21 protein-coding genes and 1 pseudogene are annotated in these 21,471 nt (G+C 69.7%); 12 read left to right on the forward strand and 10 right to left on the reverse strand.

Translation table 11 applies throughout. The annotated features are described in order from the left end of the window. Positions 1–38: 38 nt before the first annotated feature. Positions 39–1,121 carry a bifunctional 3-(3-hydroxy-phenyl)propionate/3-hydroxycinnamic acid hydroxylase gene (locus tag G6039_RS05150; RefSeq protein WP_164528062.1) on the reverse strand — a complete coding sequence of 361 codons (1,083 nt, stop codon included), beginning with the start codon at positions 1,119–1,121 and terminating at the stop codon, positions 39–41. A gap of 167 nt (positions 1,122–1,288) precedes the next feature. Here G6039_RS05150 and G6039_RS05155 point away from each other — a divergent pair, with 167 nt between their 5' ends. Together G6039_RS05155 and G6039_RS05160 are read left to right on the forward strand one after the other, a co-directional pair. Then, the gene (locus G6039_RS05155; protein WP_006930667.1) at positions 1,289–1,990 is read left to right on the forward strand and encodes a FadR/GntR family transcriptional regulator; all 702 of its coding nucleotides are present in this window, start codon (positions 1,289–1,291) and stop codon (positions 1,988–1,990) included. A 31-nt stretch (positions 1,991–2,021) separates the two neighbouring features. Then, positions 2,022–2,993, forward strand: coding sequence for a zinc-binding dehydrogenase (locus G6039_RS05160; RefSeq protein WP_029543531.1), 972 nt, complete (start codon positions 2,022–2,024; stop codon positions 2,991–2,993). A 42-nt stretch (positions 2,994–3,035) separates the two neighbouring features. On the opposite strand, the gene G6039_RS05165 is transcribed toward G6039_RS05160, so the two are convergent. After that, the gene (locus tag G6039_RS05165; protein WP_006930663.1) at positions 3,036–3,209 is read right to left on the reverse strand and encodes a hypothetical protein; all 174 of its coding nucleotides are present in this window, start codon (positions 3,207–3,209) and stop codon (positions 3,036–3,038) included. Positions 3,210–3,283: 74 nt separating this feature from the next. Continuing rightward, complete coding sequence (locus tag G6039_RS05170; RefSeq protein ID WP_006930662.1) at positions 3,284–3,667, reverse strand: VOC family protein; 384 nt, start codon at positions 3,665–3,667, stop codon at positions 3,284–3,286. Positions 3,668–3,809: 142 nt separating this feature from the next. On the opposite strand from G6039_RS05170, the gene G6039_RS05175 reads away from it, so the two are divergent. Both G6039_RS05175 and G6039_RS05180 read left to right on the forward strand, forming a co-directional pair. Next, positions 3,810–4,627, forward strand: a protein-coding gene (locus G6039_RS05175; RefSeq protein WP_206530751.1) for an IS5 family transposase whose coding sequence is annotated in 2 segments (ribosomal slippage) — positions 3,810–4,166 and positions 4,169–4,627 — 816 coding nt in all. Because the reading frame shifts where the segments join, the coding sequence is not laid out codon by codon here. Positions 4,628–4,690: 63 nt separating this feature from the next. Continuing rightward, positions 4,691–5,149 carry a hypothetical protein gene (locus G6039_RS05180; protein ID WP_006930659.1) on the forward strand — a complete coding sequence of 153 codons (459 nt, stop codon included), beginning with the start codon at positions 4,691–4,693 and terminating at the stop codon, positions 5,147–5,149. On the opposite strand, the gene G6039_RS05185 is transcribed toward G6039_RS05180, so the two are convergent. Next, the gene (locus G6039_RS05185; RefSeq protein ID WP_040271220.1) at positions 5,136–5,435 is read right to left on the reverse strand and encodes a protease inhibitor I42 family protein; all 300 of its coding nucleotides are present in this window, start codon (positions 5,433–5,435) and stop codon (positions 5,136–5,138) included. The two genes, G6039_RS05180 and G6039_RS05185, sit on opposite strands and share 14 nt — an antisense overlap. A 143-nt stretch (positions 5,436–5,578) precedes the next feature. Here G6039_RS05185 and G6039_RS05190 point away from each other — a divergent pair, with 143 nt between their 5' ends. Then, positions 5,579–6,016 (forward strand): SRPBCC family protein, encoded by a 438-nt coding sequence (locus G6039_RS05190; RefSeq protein ID WP_006930655.1) that lies wholly within the window; start codon positions 5,579–5,581, stop codon positions 6,014–6,016. 107 nt (positions 6,017–6,123) lie between these two features. Here G6039_RS05190 and G6039_RS05195 read toward each other — a convergent pair whose 3' ends face one another. Further along, on the reverse strand, positions 6,124–7,944 hold the full coding sequence (locus G6039_RS05195) for an NAD(P)/FAD-dependent oxidoreductase (RefSeq protein WP_043797193.1): 1,821 nt from the start codon (positions 7,942–7,944) through the stop codon (positions 6,124–6,126). Between the two features lie 193 nt (positions 7,945–8,137). Here G6039_RS05195 and G6039_RS05200 point away from each other — a divergent pair, with 193 nt between their 5' ends. From G6039_RS05200 to G6039_RS05225, 6 genes are all read left to right on the forward strand, one after another. Further along, the gene (locus G6039_RS05200; protein WP_006930651.1) at positions 8,138–9,124 is read left to right on the forward strand and encodes a glycoside hydrolase family 26 protein; all 987 of its coding nucleotides are present in this window, start codon (positions 8,138–8,140) and stop codon (positions 9,122–9,124) included. Between the two features lies 1 nt (position 9,125). Further along, positions 9,126–10,367: a PP2C family protein-serine/threonine phosphatase gene (locus G6039_RS05205; protein ID WP_043798110.1), complete on the forward strand. Its 1,242-nt coding sequence runs from the start codon at positions 9,126–9,128 to the stop codon at positions 10,365–10,367. Further along, positions 10,364–12,328 (forward strand): glycosyltransferase, encoded by a 1,965-nt coding sequence (locus G6039_RS05210; RefSeq protein WP_029543522.1) that lies wholly within the window; start codon positions 10,364–10,366, stop codon positions 12,326–12,328. Before G6039_RS05205 ends, G6039_RS05210 begins: the two co-directional genes overlap by 4 nt. After that, a complete protein-coding gene (locus G6039_RS05215) occupies positions 12,325–12,663 on the forward strand; it encodes an STAS domain-containing protein (protein ID WP_006930645.1) in 339 nt (112 codons plus the stop codon). The genes G6039_RS05210 and G6039_RS05215 overlap by 4 nt, the downstream gene beginning before the upstream one ends. Next, positions 12,653–13,078, forward strand: a complete 426-nt coding sequence (locus tag G6039_RS05220) for an ATP-binding protein (RefSeq protein WP_006930643.1) — start codon at positions 12,653–12,655, stop codon at positions 13,076–13,078. The genes G6039_RS05215 and G6039_RS05220 overlap by 11 nt, the downstream gene beginning before the upstream one ends. 301 nt (positions 13,079–13,379) lie before the next feature. Further along, on the forward strand, positions 13,380–14,795 hold the full coding sequence (locus G6039_RS05225) for an amino acid permease (RefSeq protein WP_043798112.1): 1,416 nt from the start codon (positions 13,380–13,382) through the stop codon (positions 14,793–14,795). Positions 14,796–14,875: 80 nt separating this feature from the next. Here G6039_RS05225 and G6039_RS05230 read toward each other — a convergent pair. Then, positions 14,876–15,895: pseudogene (locus tag G6039_RS05230) on the reverse strand (Rv2578c family radical SAM protein). A 74-nt stretch (positions 15,896–15,969) separates the two neighbouring features. Between G6039_RS05230 and G6039_RS05235 the strand changes: the two are divergent. Beyond that, entirely contained in the window at positions 15,970–16,329 is a 360-nt protein-coding gene (locus G6039_RS05235; RefSeq protein WP_029543516.1) for a RidA family protein, read from the forward strand. A gap of 60 nt (positions 16,330–16,389) precedes the next feature. Here G6039_RS05235 and G6039_RS05240 read toward each other — a convergent pair whose 3' ends face one another. Genes G6039_RS05240 through G6039_RS05255 form a run of 4 tightly spaced genes read right to left on the reverse strand, consistent with a single transcriptional unit; the run spans position 16,390 to position 21,401 of the window. Further along, positions 16,390–18,360 (reverse strand): 5-oxoprolinase/urea amidolyase family protein, encoded by a 1,971-nt coding sequence (locus G6039_RS05240; RefSeq protein WP_043798113.1) that lies wholly within the window; start codon positions 18,358–18,360, stop codon positions 16,390–16,392. After that, positions 18,357–19,013 (reverse strand): urea amidolyase associated protein UAAP2, encoded by a 657-nt coding sequence (locus tag G6039_RS05245; protein ID WP_043798116.1) that lies wholly within the window; start codon positions 19,011–19,013, stop codon positions 18,357–18,359. Before G6039_RS05245 ends, G6039_RS05240 begins: the two co-directional genes overlap by 4 nt. Positions 19,014–19,015: 2 nt before the next feature. Continuing rightward, on the reverse strand, positions 19,016–19,855 hold the full coding sequence (locus G6039_RS05250; RefSeq protein WP_043798119.1) for an urea amidolyase associated protein UAAP1: 840 nt from the start codon (positions 19,853–19,855) through the stop codon (positions 19,016–19,018). Between the two features lies 1 nt (position 19,856). Continuing rightward, positions 19,857–21,401: an amino acid permease gene (locus G6039_RS05255; RefSeq protein WP_043798120.1), complete on the reverse strand. Its 1,545-nt coding sequence runs from the start codon at positions 21,399–21,401 to the stop codon at positions 19,857–19,859. Between the last annotated feature and the right edge of the window lie 70 nt (positions 21,402–21,471).

Here is a 21,471-nt window from a genome sequence, read left to right on the forward strand (position 1 = left end):
CTCTTTCGTCGAGTCGAGTTGGTAGCTCTCTCGAAGAATCACGCGGTGACCGTCTTTCGTTCGGTTACGACACGCCGGTCATCGGGATCCGATCCGGCTCGTACACCATCCTGATGGACGCAACCCCGGCCGCTCAGAACACGGTCGAGCTTCCACGACAGGTTCGCCGCATCGCGCATGCCGGAGCACATGCCCTGGCCGGCGAACGGAGGCATCTGGTGGGCGGCATCGCCGGCCAGGATCAGTCGGCCCTTGTTCCATGCGTCGGCCCACCGGGCACCGAAGGTGTAGACCGCGTGCCGCTCGAGATCGGTGTTCTCCGGGGTTCGCCCCCAGGCTGCGAGCAACTCCCACGCCTTGGCGGGGTCGTTGAGGGAGTCGCGTGTTTCCCCCGGCAGTCGCATGAACTCCCAGCGTCGCCGTCCCGGTCCGCCGGACACCACGGTGGTGGGTCGCGCCGGATCGCACATCTGCCAGTTCTGCGGCACCGGGTCTACGTCGTCCCAGCCCGGCGGTGCCCAGTCGGCTTCGTCGTGAGGCTTCGTGTCCACGACCAGCCAGTCGAAGAAGAATCCCCGATCGACCATGGAGACACCCATGCGCTGGCGGACGAAGCTGTTCGCCCCGTCGCATCCCACCACGTATCGGGCACGGATCCGGCGTTGCTTGGTCACCGCGCTGGTGTAGGTCACCAGCACGTCGTCGTCGGTTTCGTGGATCTGTACCACCTCGGCGCCGCGCCGCAGCCGCACATTGGGCATGGCGGTCACCGCGTCGGCGAGCACCTGTTCGAGCTCGGGCTGGGAGAAGAAGGACGTACCCCAGCCGCACGGGCGGTCGAGCTCCCACGGGATCTTCACCAGTGTCCGGCCTTGGGCGTTGCGCCACTCGTACGAGTCGTGCACCGGCTCGGAGATGGCCTTGACCTCGTCGCTCAGTCCCATGGACTGGAAGGCGCGTCCGATCTCGTCGTCGAAGACCACGGCCCGGGGCAAACCGTAGGGCTCGGGCCAGCGCTCGAGGATCACCACGTCGTGACCTTGCAGGCCCAGCAGCCGTCCGACGGCCAAGCCCACCGGACCGGCTCCGACCACGACCACATCGTGCAGTTCAGGCTGCATTGCCGAGGTCCTCTCGTTTGGAAGGGGAATGGTGCGGATCACCCTCGCACCAATTGAGCATGTTGAATATGCTTAATACTGTGACGTGATCTGAGTCTCATGTCAAGAGGCCTGAGAGAATCGGGCATGATGAATTGCGATCGAGTACGAAAGAGCAGGTAGAGGGCATGACCACTCCACAGCCGGACCTGCAGGTACGAGGGTCACTGACCCGGCCGGAGCAGGCCGCCCTCGCGATAGGCCGTCTCGCCGAGAGCGCCGAGCCCGGCGCGCGCCTCGGCACCAAGCAGGAACTACAAGAGCGCTGCGGGGTTTCGAAAGGAACCTTCAACGAGGCCCTGCGTTTGCTGCAGGCCCGGGGCCTGATCACCGTCCGATCAGGTCCGGGCGGAGGCCTGTTTGCCGCAGAGCCCACACCTGCCGTACGGATCGGCAACGCCATTCTGGCCCTCGATCGAACGGAAACCTCCGTCGACGACGCGGTACGGATCCGCAGCGCACTGGATCCACTGTTGATCGACGACGCCATCCAGTTCGCCGGCCGCGCCGACATCGCCCGGATGCGTCAAGCACTCGACGAAATGAGCCGATCGGTCGAGACCGAGGACGTGCTGACCTTCCTGCGCGCGAATTGGGATCTGCACGCCGCCATCGCACGCACCAGCCCCAGCCGGGTACTTCGATCGGTCTATCTCAGCCTGCTCGACGTGCTTGCCTCGCATACTGTTTCAGCCGACCCTGTCGACGGTCGGACCCTGGCCGAGGTGCTCGCCGAACGCTTGGTGCTACATTCCGATATCGTCGAAGCTCTTGCAGGCAAAGACCTTTCGCGCGCCCAGGAACTTATCGCTGTCCACAATCAGCGCTGACTCCATCCAGCCCTCCAGAAGGAGCCATTACGTGCAGGCAGCAGTTGTCCATCAGTGGGGCGGTCCCGAGCAACTCGTCCTCGAAACCGTGGCCGATCCCACCCCCAGCCCGGACCATGCCGTCGTCGAGCTCAAAGCCAGTGCCGTCAATTGGCACGACATCCTTGTCCGCCGCTCCGGCCGCGGATTCCCGCTTCCTCGCATCCTCGGCATCGACGGTGCCGGAATCCGGCGCGACACCGGTGAAGAAGTGCTCATCTATCCCGGCTTGAACTGGGGCGACAACCCCGCTGCCCCATCGGCACAGTTCTCGATCCTCGGTGACGACACCGACGGCACCTACGCCGAACTCGTCTGCGTACCTGCCGCCAACCTCTTCCCCAAACCTCGCCACCTCGGCTGGGAGGAAGCCGCGGCGCTGCCGGTCGGTGCGCTGACCGCATATCGCGCGATCGTTACCCGGGCCGGCCTGCGCCCCGGCGACACCGTTCTCGTCCTCGGCGCCGGCAGCGGCGTGTCCACCTTCTCGATCATGATCGCCGCCACCCTCGGCGCCACCGTGCTGGTCACCTCCTCGAGTACGGACAAGATCGAGCGGGTTCGCGAGCTCGGTGCCACCGACGGAGTGCTCTACACCGACCCGAACTGGCCCCGGCAGATCATCGACGCGACAGGTGGCGTCGATGTCGTCGTCGACGGTGTCGGCGCCAACCTCGACCAGTCCCTTTACTGCCTCAAACCCGGCGGCCGTGTCGTCGTCTTCGGGGCCACCGCAGGCACAGTCGGGAACATCGACATCCCTTCCCTCTACTTCGGGCAGCACACCATCCTCGGATCGACTCTCGGCACCCGAGACGAGTTCGGCCGGATGCTCTCGCTGTTCGATGCCCATCGCCTCCGCCCGGTGATCGACTCCGTACGTCCTCTGACCGATGTCCGGGCTGCCCACGAACGCATCGAAAGCCGTGCCCACTTCGGCAAGCTGGTCCTGTCCATCGATTGAGGACGGAGTTCGTCGATCTCGGGCGGGCCATGGAGCGTTTCGTCAGATCAGCGGGGTGACCTGCTCATCGATGTCGAGCAGCGCTCGTCCGTACGCCTCCGCACTGATGGACGGGTTGACCACTGCGTGACGCGAGCCGGTCTCGAGATCGCGCAACTTCAGCTGCAGCGGGCTGCCTTCGGCGAAACTGCCGGCGCCCTGCACACTGAGCAGCAAGTCTATTTCTCCCGAGTCATGGAAAGTGACTCGAGTTATGGGAAGTCCTCGAAAGCGACGACCTCCGAGTGTCGTTACGAGTCGCGCCTGGACTCCCACAGCCCGATCACGTTGCCCTCGGTGTCGGCGAAGTACGCTGCGAATCCCATGTCGCCGACGGGCATTCGCCCCGTCACCGTCTTCCCGCCGAGGGATTCGATCCTCTGCAGCGCGGCGTCGATGTCCTCGACGTCGACGGTCACGACGGGACTCTTCAACTCGTCGCGTCGGAACATGCCCCCGTTGATGTACCCGGGTTCGGTGGAGGTGCCGGTCTCGTCGACGGGACCGGTGGTGACGAGGGTGTAGTCCATGCCGGGGACGTCCGCGAGCGACCATCCGAATGCGTCGCGATAGAAGGACCGGGCGCGGTCACCGTCGTCGTAGGGGAGCTCGAAGTGCACGATGCGTCCTGCCATGACGTTCGCCTCCTGTGCGACCGGAACGACCGGGTTTCAGCGTAGCCTCCGCGAACTGGTGGACCCGCCCGATCGAGGTCGATCGGCGCTAAGCCATCGCTAAGAGCGTGTCTTGTATGGGTCGGATCCTGTGTACGGCATGATGCATGGCGTGGTCGATGCGTTGTCTACTCGGTTGGTGCCGGATGCGTTGTGGGAGATCGTCGAACCGCTGCTGCCTCGGTTCTCGCCGAGGCCGCAGGGCGGCGGCCGGGCGGCGCTCGATGATCGGGCGGTGTTCACCGCCGTCGTCTACGTGCTCACCAGTGGCTGCGCCTGGCGGCACCTGCCACCGTCGTTCGGGGTCAGCGTCCCGACCGCGCACCGCCGCTTCGCGGCCTGGGCAAAGGCCGGGGTGTTCGACGAGCTGCACCGCCAAATCCTCGACCGACTCGGCGCCGGCGGGGACCTGGACTGGTCCGCGGCGATCCTGGACGCCGCGCACGTCCGGGCGAAAAGGGGGGCTCTCTGACCGGTCCCAGCCCGGTCGACCGGGGCAAGAACGGCTCGAAGATCCACATCCTCACCGACGCCGACGGGATCCCACTCGTCACCGCGGTGACCTCGGCGAACACCCACGACAGTGTCATGCTGCAGCCCATGGTGGCCGCGATCCCGGCGGTCCGGTCGCGTCGTGGTCCGCGGCGCCGGCGACCCGGCCGGTTGCGGGCGGACAAGGGCTACGACTACCCCGTGCACCGTCGGTGGCTGCGTCAGCGGGGCATCGTCCCGCGGATCGCTCGCCGTGGCGTCGACAGCAGCGAGCGTCTCGGGCGGTACCGGTGGAAGATCGAACGCACCCTGGCGTGGCTGAGCGGCTACCGCCGGCTGACGATGCGCTACGAACGTCACGGTGAGCACTTCGCTGCCTTTCTCCAACTCGCTGCTGCGCTGACCTGCTTCAAGAAACTGGCCAAATGAGACATACTCTAAGAGGATGCGGGTGTACTCGACCGTGACAGCCCGGTCGAGCGAGGAAGAACCATGCACGAGAGCACGTTGACCGTCCACCTCCGGGCGGTGCTGCAGTTGACGCAGACGCAGATCCAGATCTTGGCGGCGCGCCGGGAGCGCACGGCCGACCCGGTGCGCCTGCGGGAGATCGCGGACGATCTGGAGCACGCGCTCGGCTACCGGGACGCTCTGGAGCAGGCCCTCCAGGATGGCGGCGCGCCGGCCGAGCGCCCGTCGGCGCGGGCCGCGCGCCTGAGTCGCTGCGTGGAGCAGATTGCGACGTCCGGCGACGGGCGCCGGGTGGCGGTGCTGGAACGGGTCCTGCACGAGCAGCTGGTGGACCGCACCCGGGCGCTGGCTCGACTCACCGCGGCCGGCGACCATCGGCCGGTGCACTACTGGGCACGGCGCTACCTGGCGCACTGCCGGAGCCTGGGCGAACCGCAACCGGCCGGGGGCGACGAGCAGTGGTCCGTCAGGTCACGGTGACGGTCATGCTCCGCTCGTCCGCCGACATGTGCTCGGCCCGCTGCAACTGGAGCGACACCGGCCAGGTGCCGGGCCGCTTGGCGCGCAGGTAGAGGATGCGTTCGCTGCCGGCGCCGGGGAGCGGATTCCGGGACGGTACGAATCGCACGTCGCTGAGCAGGAGACCCTTGCCGATGTGGGTCGGGCACCAGGTGTAGTCGCGGGAGGTGTTCTCCGGCAGGTGCAGTTCGATGGTGTCGCCCACGGCGACCTGCAGGTCCCGGGGTCCGGTCGTCACGTGCCTCATTGGACCAGAGTACGGCGGCTTTGTGATCTATGTCACTATCGGGAGCGATCCGGGGGCCTCGTTCGTCGGAACACGTGTCGGGGGTCCGCGAGGCGGGTACCCGGACCACCGAGATGGGAATCGACCAGGGAGTGGGAACACATATGGCCGCATCGGTGTCAGACGAGTTCGAGATCGAGGCGACGCCCGAGCAGGTGATGCGCGCGTTGACCGACATCGAGCGCATCCCGGAGTGGTCGTCCTCCCACAAGGACGTGCAGGTCGAATCGCGGCACGACGACGGCCGGCCCCGCGTCGTGCGCATGACGCTCGCACTGTTCGGCATCTCGGACACGCAGGTGATCGAGCACGAGTGGACCGAGGAGTCCACCTCGTGGACGCTGATCGAGAGCGAGATGCAGCACTCCCAGGACGGCGAGTACCGCCTGACCCGCACCGAGCGCGGGACGCGCGTGCGGGTGACGATGTCCACCGACCCGAAGATCCCGGTGCCGGGCTTCATGCTCAAGCAGGGCCAGAAGCACGCGGTGAAGACGATCCGCAAGGGTCTGACCGAGTTCGTCCTGCGGCACTACGCCTGACCCGGCAGCCTGACCCGGCACCAGGTCCGGCACGCCACCCGCCCACAGTCTCGGCACGCCGAGCCGCCGGCGCGTCGTGCGCGCCGGCGGCTCGTCGCTTTCCCGGATCAGCTCAGGTGGTGGACCTCCTGAAGCCCGTACACCGGCGTCGGGATCCCCTCGTGCCGGGCCTTGAGCTGCAACGCCAGGTACAGCGAGTAGTGCCGCGACTGGTGCAGGTTGCCGCCGTGGAACCACAGGCCCTCCTGCCGGGTGGGCTTCCACATGTTGCGCTGCTCGCCCTCCCACGGGCCGGGGTCCTTGGTGGTGTCCGACCCCAGGCCCCAGCACTTGCCGACCTTGTCGGCGACGTCCTGGCCGATCAGGTCCGCCGCCCACCCGTTCATCGAGCCGTAGCCGGTCGCGTAGACCACCAGGTCGGCCTCGAGCTCGGTGCCGTCCTCGAGGATCACGCTGTTCTCGGTGAGTTCGCGGACGCCGCCGTGGGCCAGCTTGATCTCGCCGTCGGCGACGAGTTCGGCGGCACCGACGTCGATGTAGTAGCCGGACCCGCGGCGCAGGTACTTCATGAACAACCCGGAGCCGTCGTCCCCGAAGTCGAGCATGAACCCGGCCTTCTCGAGCCGGGCGTAGAAGTCGGCGTCGCGCTCCCGGATCGCGTTGTAGACGGGAATCTGGAACTCGTGCATGATCCGGTACGGCAGCGACGCGAACGTCAGGTCGGCCTTGGCCGTCGTCATCCCCGCGGCCAGGGCCCGCTCGGAGTACAGGTCGCCGAGGCCGAGGTCCATCAATGAGTCGGATTTGACGATGTGCGTGGACGAGCGCTGCACCATCGTCACGTCGGCGCCGACCTCCCACAGCGCGGCGCAGATGTCGTGCGCCGAGTTGTTCGCGCCGATCACCACGGCCTTCTTGCCCGCATACGCGTCCGGCCCGGGATGCTGGCTGGAGTGGTGCTGGTCCCCGCGGAACCGGTCCATGCCGGGGAAGGTCGGGATGTTGGGCTTGCCGGACATGCCGGTGGCGAGCACCAGCTGCTTCGGCCTCAGCACGACGGGTTCGCCGTCGCGGACCACGTTCACGGTCCACTCGCCGGTCGCCTCGTCGTAGGACGCCGAGGTGCACGTGGTCTTGGACCAGTAGGGCACCTCCATGACCTTGGTGTACATCTCGAGCCAGTCACCGATCTTGTCCTTGGGCGCGAACACCGGCCAGTTCTCGGGGAACGGCATGTACGGCAGGTGGTCGTACCAGACGGGATCGTGCAGGCACAGCGACTTGTAGCGGCCGCGCCACTGGTCGCCGGGCCGGTCGTGCTTGTCGAGCACGAGCGCGGGCACGCCGAGCTGGCGCAGGCGGGCGCCCAGGGCGATGCCGCCCTGGCCGCCGCCGACGATCACGACGTACGGCTGGGTGGTGTAGCCGAGTTCGCGCTCCTCGGCCTCGCGCTTCTCGGACCAGGTGACGCGGTTGCGGTCGGCGCCGTGCTGCACGCCCTTGGGCCGGCGGACACCCTTGCTCTCCTCGTGCCCCTTCAGCTCCTGCATCGTGGTGAGCAGGGTCCAGGCACCCTCGTCCTTCAGCCGCAGGTGCCCGACGCCGCGGCCCACAGCGGTCTCGAACGCGATCCAGGCGCTGACGACGCCGCCGTCCTCGGTGGGGGGCTCGGTGGTGCGGAACCCGCTGGGGTCGGCGTCGTGCAGCCGCGCACGGAGCATGTCGCCGACACCTTCCCGGCCCTCGACGGTCTTGAGGTTCCAGGTGAAGGCGACCAGGTCGCGCCAGAAGCTGTCGGTGGCGAACATGCCCGCGGCGGCCTCGACGTCGCGCGCGGCGAGGGCGGCCTCGAAGTCGGCCAGCCACGCGTCGACCCTCTGCTGCGGTCCGGTGATCGCGGCGTCGGGTGGGGTCAGTGTGTCGGTCATTGCGTGCTCCTCGTCCTGAACTGTTGTGATACAGAGCACACCGCACGGCAGGTGGGTGCGGCCAGCGTTGCATCGTGTTGCACCCTGCGGCACACCGCTGCACGGACCCGGACGTCCGGCATAGACCCGCTCGCATCCCGGACGAACCGTCACAAACCCGGCGACGGTTCGTCCGGGATGCGAGGGTGGAGCGGTGAGAAACGGACATCCTCGCCCGGCGGCGGTCGCGGCGGGCCTCGCCGTCGCGGTGTCGACCGCCGTGGGATGCGCGCCGGCGATCGACTGCGGCGCCGCGATCACGCCGCTGCACGAGCCGGTCGGCGCGTGCCTGCGATTCGGCGTGAGCACGCCCGGCGGCCCGACCGCCGTCGACGAGTTCGAACGGGTCGCCGAGATCGCGGGCACTCCCCCGACCGTGGTGCTGTCGTTCTCCGACTTCGCCTCGCCGCCGCCCGTCGCGGGGCTCGCCGCCGTGCGGCGGCTGGGCGCCGACCCGATCGTCACGTGGGAGCCGTGGCGCTGGCTCGGCGACGGGCGGTACGAGCGCGGCGAGTTCACGATGGCGTCGATCGCCGCGGGCGTGCACGACGACTACCTCTACCGCTGGGCCGACGAGCTCGCCGCGTGGGGTTCGACCGTCTACCTGCGTTTCGCGCACGAGCCGAACGGGACCTGGTACCCCTGGAGTCCGGCCGGGGGGACACCGCCGCACGTCTACGTCGCCGCGTGGCGTCACGTGCACGAGTTGTTCGCGTCGAAAGGGGTGGCCAACGTGAAATGGGTGTGGGCTCCGAACGTCTCGTTCGAGGGCAGCAGCATGATCGCGGACCTGTACCCGGGGGCGGAGTATGTCGACGTGGTTGGGGCCGACGGATACAACTGGGGCGCCACGCAGCCGTGGAGCCGCTGGACGTCGCCGCGGGAGCTGTTCGAGGAGACCCTCGACGAGCTCGGCCGGATCGCGCCGGGCAAGCCGATCGTGGTCACCGAGGTGGGCAGCACCGACGTCGGCGGGTCGAAGCCGGACTGGGTCGGCGACCTGATCTCCTTCCTCGACGACCGGACGGATGTGGCGGCGTTCGTCTGGTTCGATCACGACAAGGAAACCGACTGGCGGCTGGCGAGCACCCCGGAAGCGGCTGCCGCGCTGGCGGAAGCCCTGCAGAGGGGGCAGCGCTGACATGACGACCGACGCCTCGCACCTCCCCGACGACCTCGAGGACCAGCGGGTCCGCGACCTCGAACGGCTGGAGATCCTCGACACGCCCCGAGAAGACCGGTTCGAGCAGATCACCCGCATGGCCCGACACGTGTTCGGGGTGCCCATGGCGAGTGTGGCACTGCTCGACCGGGACCGGCTCTGGTTCAAGTCCCTCCAGGGGCTCGACCTCGTACAGGTGCCGCGCGAGGAGAGCATGTGCAAGACCACGATTGCGCGCACCTACCACCATCCCGGCGATCCGACGCTGATCGTGGAGGACGCCTCCGCCGACCCCCGGTTCGCCGGCATTCCCGGTGTCGGCGGCGCCGACGGCGTCCGCTTCTACGCGGGCTACCCGTTGTACGGTCCCGCGGGTCATCCCGTCGGCACGTTCTGCATCTACGACACCGAGCCGCGGACACTCGACCCCGACCAGCTCGACGCGTTCGCCGAACTCGCCGAATGGGCGCAGCGGGAACTGCAGCGCGCCGACGAACTCGATCGCGCCGCCGCGATGCAGGCCCAGCTGCTGCCGCGCCCGTTGACCGGGCTGCCCGGATTCGAGGTGCAGGCCGTGTGCATTCCGGCGTTCGTGGTCGGCGGCGACTTCTACGACCACTACCGGTTGCGCGGCGGGCTGGTCGTCACCGTCGCCGACGTGATGGGCAAGGGCCTCGGCGCGGCGATCCTGTCCTCGGCGGTGCGCTCCACGTTCCGCGGCGCGTCCCGGGTGATGGAGCGGTTCAGCCACGCCGAGGCGTGCAGCGTCCTGGACACGGGCGCCGCGCTCGGCGCCGCCGCCGAGAACCTCACGGACGACTGCGAACACACCGGCACCTTCGTCACCGTGTTCCATGCCGCCGTCGAGTTCGCCACCGGGTCGGTGGACTACGTCGACGCCGGGCACGGCCTGGCCGCGATCCGCCGTCGCGACGGCTCCGTGGTGCCGCTGGCCGGCACCGGGCTACCCGTCGGCGTGCTCCGCGACACGTCGTGGCAGGCGCAGTGCACGCGCCTCGAACCCGGTGACACGCTGGTGATCTGCTCCGACGGGCTGCTCGACCTGCTCGACGAGCACAGCGACCGGGAGGCCCTGTACCGGTTCGTGGCCGACCATGCGACGCCGCACGACCTGACCGAGGCGGCGCGGGCGCTGGCCGAAGGCAACCCACCGATGGACGACGTCACCGTCGTCGCCGTCCGTCGCTGCGAGGACGCATGAGTGCGGCCGGCGCGGACCGCTACCCGTCGCCGGGCCTGCGGATCCTGATCACCGCGACGGTGCTGCTCGGCGTGAACTACGTGGTGTGGCGCTGGCTGTTCTCCGTCAACTGGTCCGCGTGGTGGATCGCGGTGCCACTCGTCGTCGCCGAGACGTACAGCCTGATCGACTCGATGCTGTTCGGGCTCACGATGTGGCGGTGGCGCCGGCGGGCCGCGCCGCCGGTCCCGCCGGACGGGCTGACCGTCGACGTCTTCATCACCACCTACAACGAGCCGGTCGACCTGGTGATCGGGACCGCCGAGGCGGCGGCACGCATCCGGTATCCGCACGAGACATGGATCCTCGACGACGGGGAGCGGCCCGAATTGGAGCGCGCCGCAGCCGAACTCGGGGTCCGGTACATGACGCGGGCGGCCAGCTGGACGAACAAGCCCCGGCACGCCAAGGCGGGCAACCTCAACAACGCCCTGCTGCACACGCACGGCGAGTTCATCCTCGTCCTCGATGCCGACCAGGTGCCCGACCCGGAGATCCTGCACCGCACCCTCGGCTACTTCGAGGATGAGCGGACGGCCCTGGTGCAGACACCGCAGTACTTCGTCAACGTGCCGGACTCCGATCCGCTGGGCAGCCAGGCCCCGCTGTTCTACGGCCCGATCCAGCAGGGCAAGGACGGCTGGAACGCCGCCTTCTTCTGCGGCTCGAACGCGATCCTGCGCCGCGAGGCGCTGATGCAGCTGGGCATCACCGGCTACGTCCGTGCCGTCGAGGAGGGCGTGGTGCGGGCGCTGCGCACGGCCGGCAAGGTGCTCGACCGGGCGCGATCCGAGGTCGGTGCGAACCAGCCGGAGGTTCTCGCCGCCCTCGATTCGGTGCGGGTGGCCGTGCGCACGGCCCGCGCGGCCGTCCGGCAGGGACAGCCGCTCGCCGAGGTGACCTACCGGTTCCAGCAGAGCGTGGACGAGGCCGCGCGGGCCGTGGTCGACGCGGACGCCGGATCGATCCGCGCAGACCTGGAGGCGATCGCCGCCCTGACCGCCACCCCCGGGTCCGACGCCGACGGAGTTCTGCTCGACGAGACGACACTGTCGCGCCTCGCAGACCGCGAGTGGTCGCCGCTCGGGGCACTCGAGTCGATCCGCACGATGATCCGCGCCGTCGACGTCAGCCGCGACGACGAGGCCGAACCGACGCTGGCGCTGGCAACGATCTCGGTGACCGAGGACATGGCCACGTCGATGCGCCTGCACGGGGTGGGCTGGAAGTCGGTCTACCACCACGAGGTGCTCGCGCACGGTCTCGCGCCGGAGGACGTGGGCACGATGCTCACCCAGCGGCTGCGCTGGGCGCAGGGCACGATCCAGGTGATGCTGCGGGAGAATCCGCTCGTGCAGCGAGGATTGACGATCCCGCAGCGGCTGATGTACTGGGCGACGATGTGGAGCTACCTCGCGGGTTTCGCGGCCGTCGCCTACATCGCCGCGCCGGTGATCTACCTGATCTTCGGAGTGCTGCCCGTGCAGGCCTACAGCTGGGACTTCTTCGGCCGGCTCATCCCGTTCCTGCTGTTGAACCAGCTGCTGTTCTTCGTGGTCGGTCGGGGCACCCCGACCTGGCGGGGGCAGCAGTACAGCCTGGCGCTGTTCCCGGTGTGGATCAAGGCGTGCTGGACGGCGTTTCGCAACGTGTACCTGCACAAGCCCCTCGACTTCGCGGTGACCCCGAAGACGCGGCAGGGCCGCGCCACACTCCCGTGGGGCAAGGTGCGGTACCAGATCGCGGCCATGGCGCTGCTGGTGATCGCGTCGGTGGTGGGCGTGGTGCGCTTGTATCTGGGCGCGAGCTCGGTGCTGGGCGTCGGCGTCAACCTGTTCTGGGTGCTGTTCGACCTGGCGATCCTGAGTGTGGTGATACCGGCGGTCCGCTACCGCGGGCCCGACATGGAAGGAAGACGATGACGCACTTCGCAACCCGCACCACCGGCTCGGACGTGGTGGTGGTCCGGCCCGAGGGCCGGCTGAACATGGTCGCCGCACCGCGGCTGCGGGAACAGCTGCGCGGCCTCGTCGAGGGCGGGTCCGCCCGCGTCGTCGTCGACCTCGGCGCCACCGAGTTCATCGACTCGTCGGGGCTCGGGGCGCTGGTGTCGGGGCTCAAGGCCGCCCGGCAGGCCGGCGGGGACCTGCGGCTGGCGGCGCCCACGGCGCAGGTGCGCAGCGTGCTGTCGCTGACGAGCCTCGACCGCGTGCTGCGCACGTACGACTCCGCGGACGCCGCGTTCGATGGCGACTGACCCCGGCGCGGGATCTTGGGCCCTGACGACCGTCACGGGCGCCGACACGCTCACCGACGTGCACGCGCTGATCGAGAAGATGATGTGCGCGGGGCAGGTGGAGGACGAGGATCGCTTCCCGTTCGAGATCGCGGTGGCCGAGATCGCCGCCAACATCGTCGAGCACGCAGGCGACGGCGCTCCGGTCACGATGCGGCTGGAGCTGCGCCTGTCCCCGGACCGGATCGAGGCCTGCTTCCACGACGACGGCCGGCCCGCGCGCGTCGACCTCGAGACGGTCCGGATGCCCGGGGACATGGCCGAGCGGGGCCGGGGCCTGGCGATCGCCCTGGCGGCGCTGGACGAGTTGTCCTACCGCAGGCGGGGCGGCAGCAACCGGTGGATCCTCGTGCGGGAACGGACCGACCCGGCATAACCGCGCACCGGTCCGCCCGGGGCCGGCCACGCGACCGGCCCGGCGTCCGCCCTCGCCGCGGCGACCGAGATGCCGACTTTGTCCGGACCACCCCCGTTAACTTCCCGTTAAGTCGACTCCCACGCGACCGCTCGGACCGCCGGAAAAGCCCAGGCCGGCGCCGCGCATCTGCCGTTTCGTCGAACGTCGGGATCGACGGCTCGCCGATGTGTCTATTACAGCGGCGGAGCGGGAACCTCAGACTCAGGCGGTCGAGAGGTACATCACACTCGATACCAAACCTGGTTGTGAAGGGGTTCCCATGTCGAACAGCGATCAGCCCGAGCTGAGGCACACGCTCGAGAAGCGGCACCTGTCGATGATCGCGATCGCGGGTGTCATCGGCGCAGGCTTGTTCGTCGGCTCGGGCGCTGCGATCCGGGAGACCGGTCCCGGGGTGCTGGTCGCCTACGCACTCGCCGGGGTGGTCGTCGTGCTCGTCATGCGCATGCTCGGCGAGATGGCGGCGGCGAATCCGCAGACGGGGTCGTTCTCGGCGTACGCCGACCGGGCCATCGGCCGATGGGCCGGGTTCTCCATCGGATGGCTCTACGCCTGGTTCTGGATCATCGTCCTGGGCATCGAAGCGACGGCCGGTGCGGTGATCATGAACCGCTGGATTCCCGGCGTGCCCCAGTGGACGTGGGCGCTGGTCCTCATGGTCGTGCTGACGCTGACCAACATCGCGTCGGTGAAGTCGTTCGGCGAGTTCGAGTTCTGGTTCGCCGCCATCAAGGTCACGGCGATCGTGGCGTTCCTCGTGCTCGGCGTCCTCGCGATCTGCGGCTTTCTGCCCGGCGTCGAGGCGCCGGGACTGAGCAACCTCACCGGTCACGGCGGCTTCTTCCCCAACGGGACAGGTGCCGTACTCGCCGGGGTCCTCGTCGTGGTGTTCTCCTTCTTCGGAGCCGAGATCGCGACCATCGCCGCCGGCGAGTCCGCCAACCCGGCCGAGGCGGTGCGCAAGGCGGTGCGGTCGGTCGTGTGGCGGATCCTGATCTTCTACATCGGCTCGATCGCCGTCGTCGTCACCCTGCTGCCGTGGGACGACGCCTCGGTGGCGTTGAGCCCGTACGTGGCGGTCATCGACTCCTTCGGCATCCCGGCGGCCGCCACCATCATGGACGTCATCGTGCTGACGTCGGTGCTCTCGTGCCTGAACTCGGGCCTGTACACCGCCAGCCGCATGATCTTCTCCCTGTCGCGCCGCGGTGACGCCCCGCCGTCGCTGGCCACCATCGGGCGGTCCGGTGTGCCCCGCAACGCGGTTCTCGTCTCCACCGTGGTCGGCTTCCTCACCGTGGGCCTGAACTACCTCTACCCCGAGACGGTGTTCCTGTTCCTGGTCAATTCCTCCGGAGCGATCGCCCTGTTCGTGTGGCTCGTCATTGCCGCGTCCCAGCTGCGCATGCGCCGCTCGCTCGAGGCCCAGGGCCGGGAGCTGTCGCCGAGGATGTGGCTCTTCCCGTACCTCACCTGGTTCACCATCGCGGCGATCGTCGCGCTGTGCGCCGGCATGATCGCCCTGGAGAGCACGCGCAGCCAGATGCTGACGTCCTCGGCCCTCGCCGCCGTCGTCGTCGGAGTCGGCGTGTACCGGCAGCGCCGCAGTGCCGCTCCGGCTGCGCCGGTGGACGCGAACGCCGGCGTCGCCGACGTGGTCCCGGAAACCACCTGACCGACCGGCCGGTGTCGCCCTCGCGGGTACCTGCCTCACCCCGGGGGGGCGACGTCGTGTCCCGAGTTCCGCAGCGCCGCTCAGAACAGGGTGGGGTCCGCCGACTCGGCTGCCGGCCGCGGCGGCGCTGCGACCGGGCGCCGGTGCTCGGCCACGCGCGCGCCGAGCCCGTAGCGGGACACCAGCGGATCGACGCGGTCCTTCAACCACGTCTTGTACTCCGGTGAGACGTACGCGCCGCGGCCGTAGATCTGCCGGTACCGCCGGATCAGGGCGGGGTGCTCCTGACCCAGCCACGACAGGAACCAGCCGCGGGTGGCGCCGCGCAGATGCATCGGCAGCACCGTCACGCCGGTCGCCCCCGCCGCCGAGATCGCACCGAGCAGATCGTCGAGGTGCCGGGTGGAGTCGGTGAGTCACGGGATGACCGGGGCGACCATGACGTGGCAGGGCAGCCCGGCGTCGCTGACGGCCCGGATCAGGTCCAGACGTGCCTTGGGCGACGGGGTGCCGGGTTCGATCTGCTTCTGCAGGTCGGGCTCGCCGATCGCGAGGGAGACGGCGACGCCGACGTCGACCTGCCCGGCGGCGAGGGTGAGCAACGGCAGGTCGCGGCGCAGCAGCGTGCCCTTGGTCAGGATCGAGAACGGGGTGCCGGATTCGGCGAGGGCCCGGATGACGCCGGGCATCAGCCGGTAGCGGCCCTCGGCCCGCTGGTACGGGTCGGTATTGGTGCCCAGGGCGACGTGCTCGCGCTTCCACGACCGTCGCGCGAGTTCGCGGCGCAGCACGGCCGCGACGTTGGTCTTGACCACGATCCGGCTGTCGAAGTCGCGGCCCGCGTCGAGGTCGAGATACTCGTGGGTCGGTCGGGCGAAGCAGTATCGGCACGCGTGCGAGCAGCCGCGAAAAGTGTTGACGGTGAAGCGGAACGGCAGGTTCGGCGCCTCGGGGGTCTTGTTGAGCGCGCTCTTGCACAGCACCTCGTGGAAGGTGATGCCCTCGAACTCGGGGGTCTGGACGCTGCGGACGAGCCCGGCCCGTTCGAGGCCGGGGAGCGCGCCGTCGTCGACGTCGAGAGTCTGTGCCGCCCACCGCATGCAGCCAGTCGAACATACGTGCTAAAGACAGTCAAGCGCGGGGCGGCGGGGGCGGCCTGACAGAATTCCGGGCCATGACCCGTGTGAACATCTCGTCCGGCTCCGAATGGGAACCCAGGATCGGCTACTCCCGCGCCGTGCGCATCGGCAACCAGATCGCCGTGTCCGGCACCACCGGCGCCGGCGACACGCTCGCCGACCAGACGCGCGCCGCACTGAAGACCATCGAGGCCGCGCTCGGCGAGGCCGGCGCCTCGCTGACGGACGTGATCCGCACGCGCATGTACCTCACCGACATGTCGACATGGGAGGAGGCCGCGCTCGTGCACGGCGAGGTGTTCGGCGAGATCCGCCCGGCCTCCACCATCCTCGAGGTCTCGAGCCTCATCGACAAGGGCCTGTTCATCGAGATCGAGGCCGACGCCGTCGTGTAGGCGGCTGCGCCGCCGGTGCGTCCTTCGGGCGGCAGGAACAGCCCGAAGGACACACCGGTGCTACGCGCCCGCGGCCTCCCAGCGGGCGCGCTCGGCGGCGAACGCCACCGACTGCACCTGTTGGAAGGCGTCGATCGACGCGGCGTTGCCGGCCAGGAACCGCTGGTGCTCGGCCAGGGAGAACGTGCCGTCGGTGATGTCCACTCCCCCGCCGCGGCCCGCCGCGAGGTCGGCGCGCAGGTCCATCAGCTCCTCCGGTTCGACGGGATACCAGGAGATCCGGTCGAAGAAGCGCAGCAGCCACGGTGTGCCGGCCTCGAACGGGCCCGCGGCCTGCGGGTGGCGGTGGTTCCACACCTGGGTCGTGCGGCCGACGAACTGGTAGCCACCCGGGCCCTCCATGCCGTAGATGCACAGGTACGCCCCGCCGATGCCGACGGCGTTCTCCGGCGTCCACGTGCGGGCCGGGTTGTACTTGGTCGTCACGAGCCGGTGCCGCGGGTCGAGCGGGGTCGCGACCGGCGCCCCGAGGTACACGTCGCCGAGACCGAGCACCATGTAGTCGGCGGCGAAGACGGTGTCGAACACGTCGTTCACCGAATCGAGGCCGTTCATCCGGCGGATGAACTCGATGTTCCACGGGCACCACGGCGCATCCGCCCGCACCCCGTGCATGTACCGCTGGATCGCCTCGCGGGTGGCCGGGTCGTCCCACGACAGGGGCAGGCGCACCCGCCGGCTCGGCACCACGAGCTCGTCGCTCGCCGGGAGCTGCTCCTCGGCCTCGGCGAGCAGATCGAGCAGCGTCGGCACCGGCAGCACGTCGGGGTCGACCTTGACCTGGAGCGACCGGATGCCGGGGGTGAGTTCGAGCAGGCCCGCGGGGCGTTCGGTGTCGAGCCGCCGGTGCAGCGCGTGCACGCGGGCCCGCAGCGCGAGATCGAGCGTCATGTCACCGTATTCGACCAGGACGTTGTCGTCGCCGCTGCGCCGGTAGGTGACGGCGGTGTCGCCGTCGCGGCGGGCGAGGACGCCGTCGTCGCCGTCGCCGCCGGGCGAGACCACCAGCGACAGCCCGGCGCGACGGGCGACGCCGAGTGCGCGGCGCGACGCGGCGTGCTCGGCGCGGACGGGCACGAACCGCACCGTGTGCCCGGGCGCGAGCTGGCCGAGCTTCCACCGGTCCGCGGCGACGACGGTGACGGGACAGACGAATCCGCCCAGGCTCGGGCCGTCCGGCCCGAGGAGGATGGGGGTGTCACCGGTGAAGTCGAGCGCACCGACGGAGTACGCGTTGTCGTGGATGTTGGACGGGTGCAGGCCGGCCTCCCCGCCGTCGGTGCGTGCCCACTGCGGCTTCGGCCCGGTCAGGCGCACGCCGGTGCGGTCGGAGTTGAAGTGCACCTCGTAGTCGGTGGCGTAGAGCGTGTCGATGTCGCTGCGGGTGAAGAACTCCGGAGCGCCGTGCGGGCCCTCGGTGACGGCGATCTCCCAGCGGGCGGTCATGGCCGGCACGTGTTCGGCCGGCACCGGGACGGCCGCGCCGGTCGCGACCTCCCCGACGACGAGCACGTCGCCCTCGGTGAGGGTGCGGCCCTCGTGGCCGCCGAACCTTCCGAGGGTGAAGGTGGCTGCGCTGCCGAGGAATTCGGGGATGTCGAGTCCGCCGCCGACGAGTACGTACACGCGCAGGCCGGGGCCGGCGACGGCGCCGACGTCGAGCACGCCGCCGGCGGGGACGGTGACGGGACGCCACTGCGGGACCACCGTGCCGTTCACCGTCACGGTCGCCGGGGCGCCGGTGACGCACACCTCGGTGGCGTCGGTGAAGCGCAGGGCCGGCCCGGCCATGGTGGATTCGAGGCCGGCCGCGCCCTCGGGGTTGCCGAGTGCGGCGTTGCCGAGTCGGAACGACAGGTCGTCCATCGGGCCGGAGGGCGGGACCCCGATCTGCCAGTACCCGGTGCGGCCCGGATAGTCCTGCACCATGGTGAGCATGCCGGGACGGTCGACGGTGATCTTGGTGGTCATGACGGTCGGGCCTCCGGTCGGGTGACGATCATCCGCACCGTGGTGGGGTCGAAACCGTTGCACGGATTGTTGATCTGCGGGCAGTTGGAGACGAGGACGAGCACGTCTCGGTCGGCGCGCAGTGCGAGGCGCTTGCCGGGCGCGGAGAGTCCGTCGACGATGCCGAGGGTGCCGTCGGGGTCGACGGGCACGTTCATGAAGAAGTTGATGTTGGACACCAGGTCGCGTTTGCCCAGGCCCCACAGGGCACCCTCGACGAGGAAGTTCTCGACGCAGGCGTGCTGGTGCTTGGTGTGGTGGCCGTAGCGCAAGGTGTTCGACTCCTGCGAGCAGGCGCCGCCGACGGTGTCGTGGTTGCCGACCTCGTCGGCGACGAGGGTCATCAGTTCCTCGCCGTCGGCGGCGCGCAGCACCGAGCCGGCGGTGAGGAACAGGTTGCCCTGCGCGGCGACGGTGGCGGCGGCGCTGTAGCGGACGGTGGTGTCGTGGGCGTCGTAGATCAGGGTGTCGACGGCCTGGTTGCCGTGCAGATCGACGATGGTGAGCACGTCGCCGGCGGCGACGACGGCCGACCACGGTCCGCGGGCGCCGGCGATCTCGTCGCGGATCACGGTCCCGGGGACGAGCGCCGGCAGGTCGAGGGTCGAGGTCATGATCAGTGCTCCGTTCCGGTGGCGGCAGTCCAGGCGTCCTCGGTGTTGAGGACGGCGCGCCGGTATTCGGGGTCCGTGTTCGGCAGGGTGTCGAGGTCACGCGGGGCGTGCCAGGCGAGCACCTCGAGGGTGGTGGTGGGGAACCCGGGTGCCGGGTCGAGGGGGTGGGCGGTGTTGGCGATGAGTGCGATCACCGGCAGGTGGATCAGCAGCTCGACGCAGGCTCCGGCGCCGGCGGTGCCGGTGCTGGTCAGGGCCCCGTCGGCCGCGACGCGCACGCCGTGGAAGAACGACAGGGACGGCGGCAGGTCGCGCGGGGCGAGGCCGTGCTTCGCGGCGGCGACGGTGAACAGCTCCCGCCCGGCGGGGGCGTGCGAATGCAGGCTGCCCGCCCCGTATTTCGCCGTGTTCCCGGCGAGGTTCGTGGTGCAGCACAGGGCGTCGTGGCGGCCGGAGGTGTCGGCGACGACGGTGGCGAGCACCCGGCCCTGGTCCGACAGCAGCGGGTGCCCGACGCCGAGGTAGGCCTGCCACGGCACCTTGACGGTGTCGGCGACGTTGAGCCGCTCGTGCGGGGCGTCGGCACGGAAGAGCAGCAGGTGGGCGCAGGCGGCGCCGTCGATGTCACGCAGCCGCAGCCGGGTGCCGCGGGCGAGGACCTTGGCGGTGTAACGGCCGCCGGGCACGGTCTCCGCCCAGGTCATGGCGGCGGTGCGGCCGCCGGGCGGGGTGGGGTACGCGGTGGCGGGCACGGTGGGCATGCCGTCGGTGACGGTGCCGGCCTGCGCGCGGGCGTGCGCCTTGGCGGCGTGGGTGGTGGCGGTGTCGAGGACGCCGGTCATCTCAGGCTCCGATCGTGACGGGGTTCGGGTGCGCGGCGCGGCGCGGGAAGCACAGGGCGCCCAGAGCGACGACGGCGGCGACGGTGAGCGGTGCGGCCCACTGCAGCAGCGGCATGGTGCCGTCCGGGTTGAAGATCTCGGCGCGCGGCCAGGACAGGTTGATCACCATCAGCAGGCCGTACGCGACGGCGAGGGCGTTGACGGGCAGGCCCCATCGGCCGAGGGAGAACAGCGGGTCGCCGTCGGCGTCGGTCGCCGTGCCGTCGTGCGGCCAACCGCGCAGCCGGCGCAGCAGCAGAGGCACGGTGACCATCAGGTACGCGAGGTAGATGAGCACGATGCACACGCTCGACAGGGTCGCGAAGATCGCGCTGTTGCCCATGTTGACCGCGAGGATGCCGATGCACACCACGCCGATCAGCACGGCCGGCGCGATGGGAGTGCCGGTGCGGGCGTTGACGTGCGAGAGGATCTTCGATGCGGGCAGTCGCTCGTCGCGGGCCATCGAGAAGATCAGGCGCGACGCGGCGGTCTGGATGGCGAGGGTGCAGATGAACACGGCGATGGCGACGTCGACGAGGAGCAGCGTGCCCCACGGTGAGGACAGGATGGCGCCGAGCACGTAGGGCAGGCCCTCGGCGGCGAGGCGGCCGTCGGTGAGGCTGGGGGCGGCCATGAGGGCGCCGAGGATCATCAGGCCGCCGCCGAGGGCGGAGACCGACAGGGCGAGGCGGATGGTGCGGGGTGCGACGCGCCGCGGGTTGCGGGTCTCCTCGGCGAGTTCGCCGGCCGAGCCGAAGCCGACCATGACGTACGCGGCCATGAGGCCCGAGACGATCCACGCCCAGCCGTAGCCGGGGGCCTCCCCGGTGACGCCGGTGTCGAGGACGACCTGCGGGCCGCGGACGGCGTGGGCGAAGAACATGCCGATCACGGCGACGACACCGACGATCTCGCAGGTGACGCCGATGCTGTTGATCCGCGACATCCAGTTCACGCCGATGCTGTTGATGATCGTGGTGAGCACGAGCAGCACCGAGCCGAGCAGGACGGCATTGGCGGCGCCGGAGGAGGAGGTCAGCGACGGGTCGTCGCCGATGATCTGGAATCCGCTCCAGATGTTCGGCAGGACCACCTGCAGGGCGATCGCGGCGGCCGAGGCGGTGACCATCTGGGCGAGGATCATGAACCAGCCGGCGAACCAGCCGACCACCTCGCCGCCCATCCGGCGGGCCCATTGATAGATCGCCCCGGAGATCGGATAGCGCGCCGCGAGTTCGGCGAAGTTCAGGGCGACCATGAACTGACCGGCGAAGACCACCACCCACGTCCAGAAGAAGGCGGGGCCGCCGAAGCCGAAGCCGAGGCCGAACAGCTGGAAGATGGTCGTCAGGATGGAGACGAACGAGAAGCCGGCGGCGAAGGAGGCGAACTTGCCGAGGTTGCGGTGCAGCTGCTGCTGGTAGCCGAATTCGCCCAGGTCGCCCGCGTCCTGGTGCGAGGCGGTCGGTGCAGCGGCAGCCGGCCGGGTGAGCGTCAGGCTCATGGCGGTGTCCGTTTCTGTGCGCGGTGGCGGCGGCCGGGTGACCGTCGAAAAACTGTCGAGTGACAGTTTT

It is taken from the genome of Rhodococcus aetherivorans (assembly GCF_011058165.1).
GTDB classification, from domain to species: domain Bacteria; phylum Actinomycetota; class Actinomycetes; order Mycobacteriales; family Mycobacteriaceae; genus Rhodococcus; species Rhodococcus aetherivorans.

What these genes read in the sequence shown, in the direction of transcription:
- G6039_RS05150 (WP_164528062.1), bottom strand. Translation starts at nt 1,121, where the DNA reads ATGCAGCCTGAACTGCACGATGTGGTCGTGGTCGGAGCCGGTCCGGTG.
- G6039_RS05155 (WP_006930667.1), top strand. Translation starts at nt 1,289, where the DNA reads ATGACCACTCCACAGCCGGACCTGCAGGTACGAGGGTCACTGACCCGG.
- G6039_RS05170 (WP_006930662.1), bottom strand. Translation starts at nt 3,667, where the DNA reads ATGGCAGGACGCATCGTGCACTTCGAGCTCCCCTACGACGACGGTGAC.
- G6039_RS05180 (WP_006930659.1), top strand. Translation starts at nt 4,691, where the DNA reads ATGCACGAGAGCACGTTGACCGTCCACCTCCGGGCGGTGCTGCAGTTG.
- G6039_RS05185 (WP_040271220.1), bottom strand. Translation starts at nt 5,435, where the DNA reads ATGAGGCACGTGACGACCGGACCCCGGGACCTGCAGGTCGCCGTGGGC.
- G6039_RS05190 (WP_006930655.1), top strand. Translation starts at nt 5,579, where the DNA reads ATGGCCGCATCGGTGTCAGACGAGTTCGAGATCGAGGCGACGCCCGAG.
- G6039_RS05195 (WP_043797193.1), bottom strand. Translation starts at nt 7,944, where the DNA reads ATGACCGACACACTGACCCCACCCGACGCCGCGATCACCGGACCGCAG.
- G6039_RS05205 (WP_043798110.1), top strand. Translation starts at nt 9,126, where the DNA reads ATGACGACCGACGCCTCGCACCTCCCCGACGACCTCGAGGACCAGCGG.
- G6039_RS05210 (WP_029543522.1), top strand. Translation starts at nt 10,364, where the DNA reads ATGAGTGCGGCCGGCGCGGACCGCTACCCGTCGCCGGGCCTGCGGATC.
- G6039_RS05215 (WP_006930645.1), top strand. Translation starts at nt 12,325, where the DNA reads ATGACGCACTTCGCAACCCGCACCACCGGCTCGGACGTGGTGGTGGTC.
- G6039_RS05220 (WP_006930643.1), top strand. Translation starts at nt 12,653, where the DNA reads ATGGCGACTGACCCCGGCGCGGGATCTTGGGCCCTGACGACCGTCACG.
- G6039_RS05225 (WP_043798112.1), top strand. Translation starts at nt 13,380, where the DNA reads ATGTCGAACAGCGATCAGCCCGAGCTGAGGCACACGCTCGAGAAGCGG.
- G6039_RS05235 (WP_029543516.1), top strand. Translation starts at nt 15,970, where the DNA reads ATGACCCGTGTGAACATCTCGTCCGGCTCCGAATGGGAACCCAGGATC.
- G6039_RS05240 (WP_043798113.1), bottom strand. Translation starts at nt 18,360, where the DNA reads ATGACCACCAAGATCACCGTCGACCGTCCCGGCATGCTCACCATGGTG.
- G6039_RS05245 (WP_043798116.1), bottom strand. Translation starts at nt 19,013, where the DNA reads ATGACCTCGACCCTCGACCTGCCGGCGCTCGTCCCCGGGACCGTGATC.
- G6039_RS05250 (WP_043798119.1), bottom strand. Translation starts at nt 19,855, where the DNA reads ATGACCGGCGTCCTCGACACCGCCACCACCCACGCCGCCAAGGCGCAC.
- G6039_RS05255 (WP_043798120.1), bottom strand. Translation starts at nt 21,401, where the DNA reads ATGAGCCTGACGCTCACCCGGCCGGCTGCCGCTGCACCGACCGCCTCG.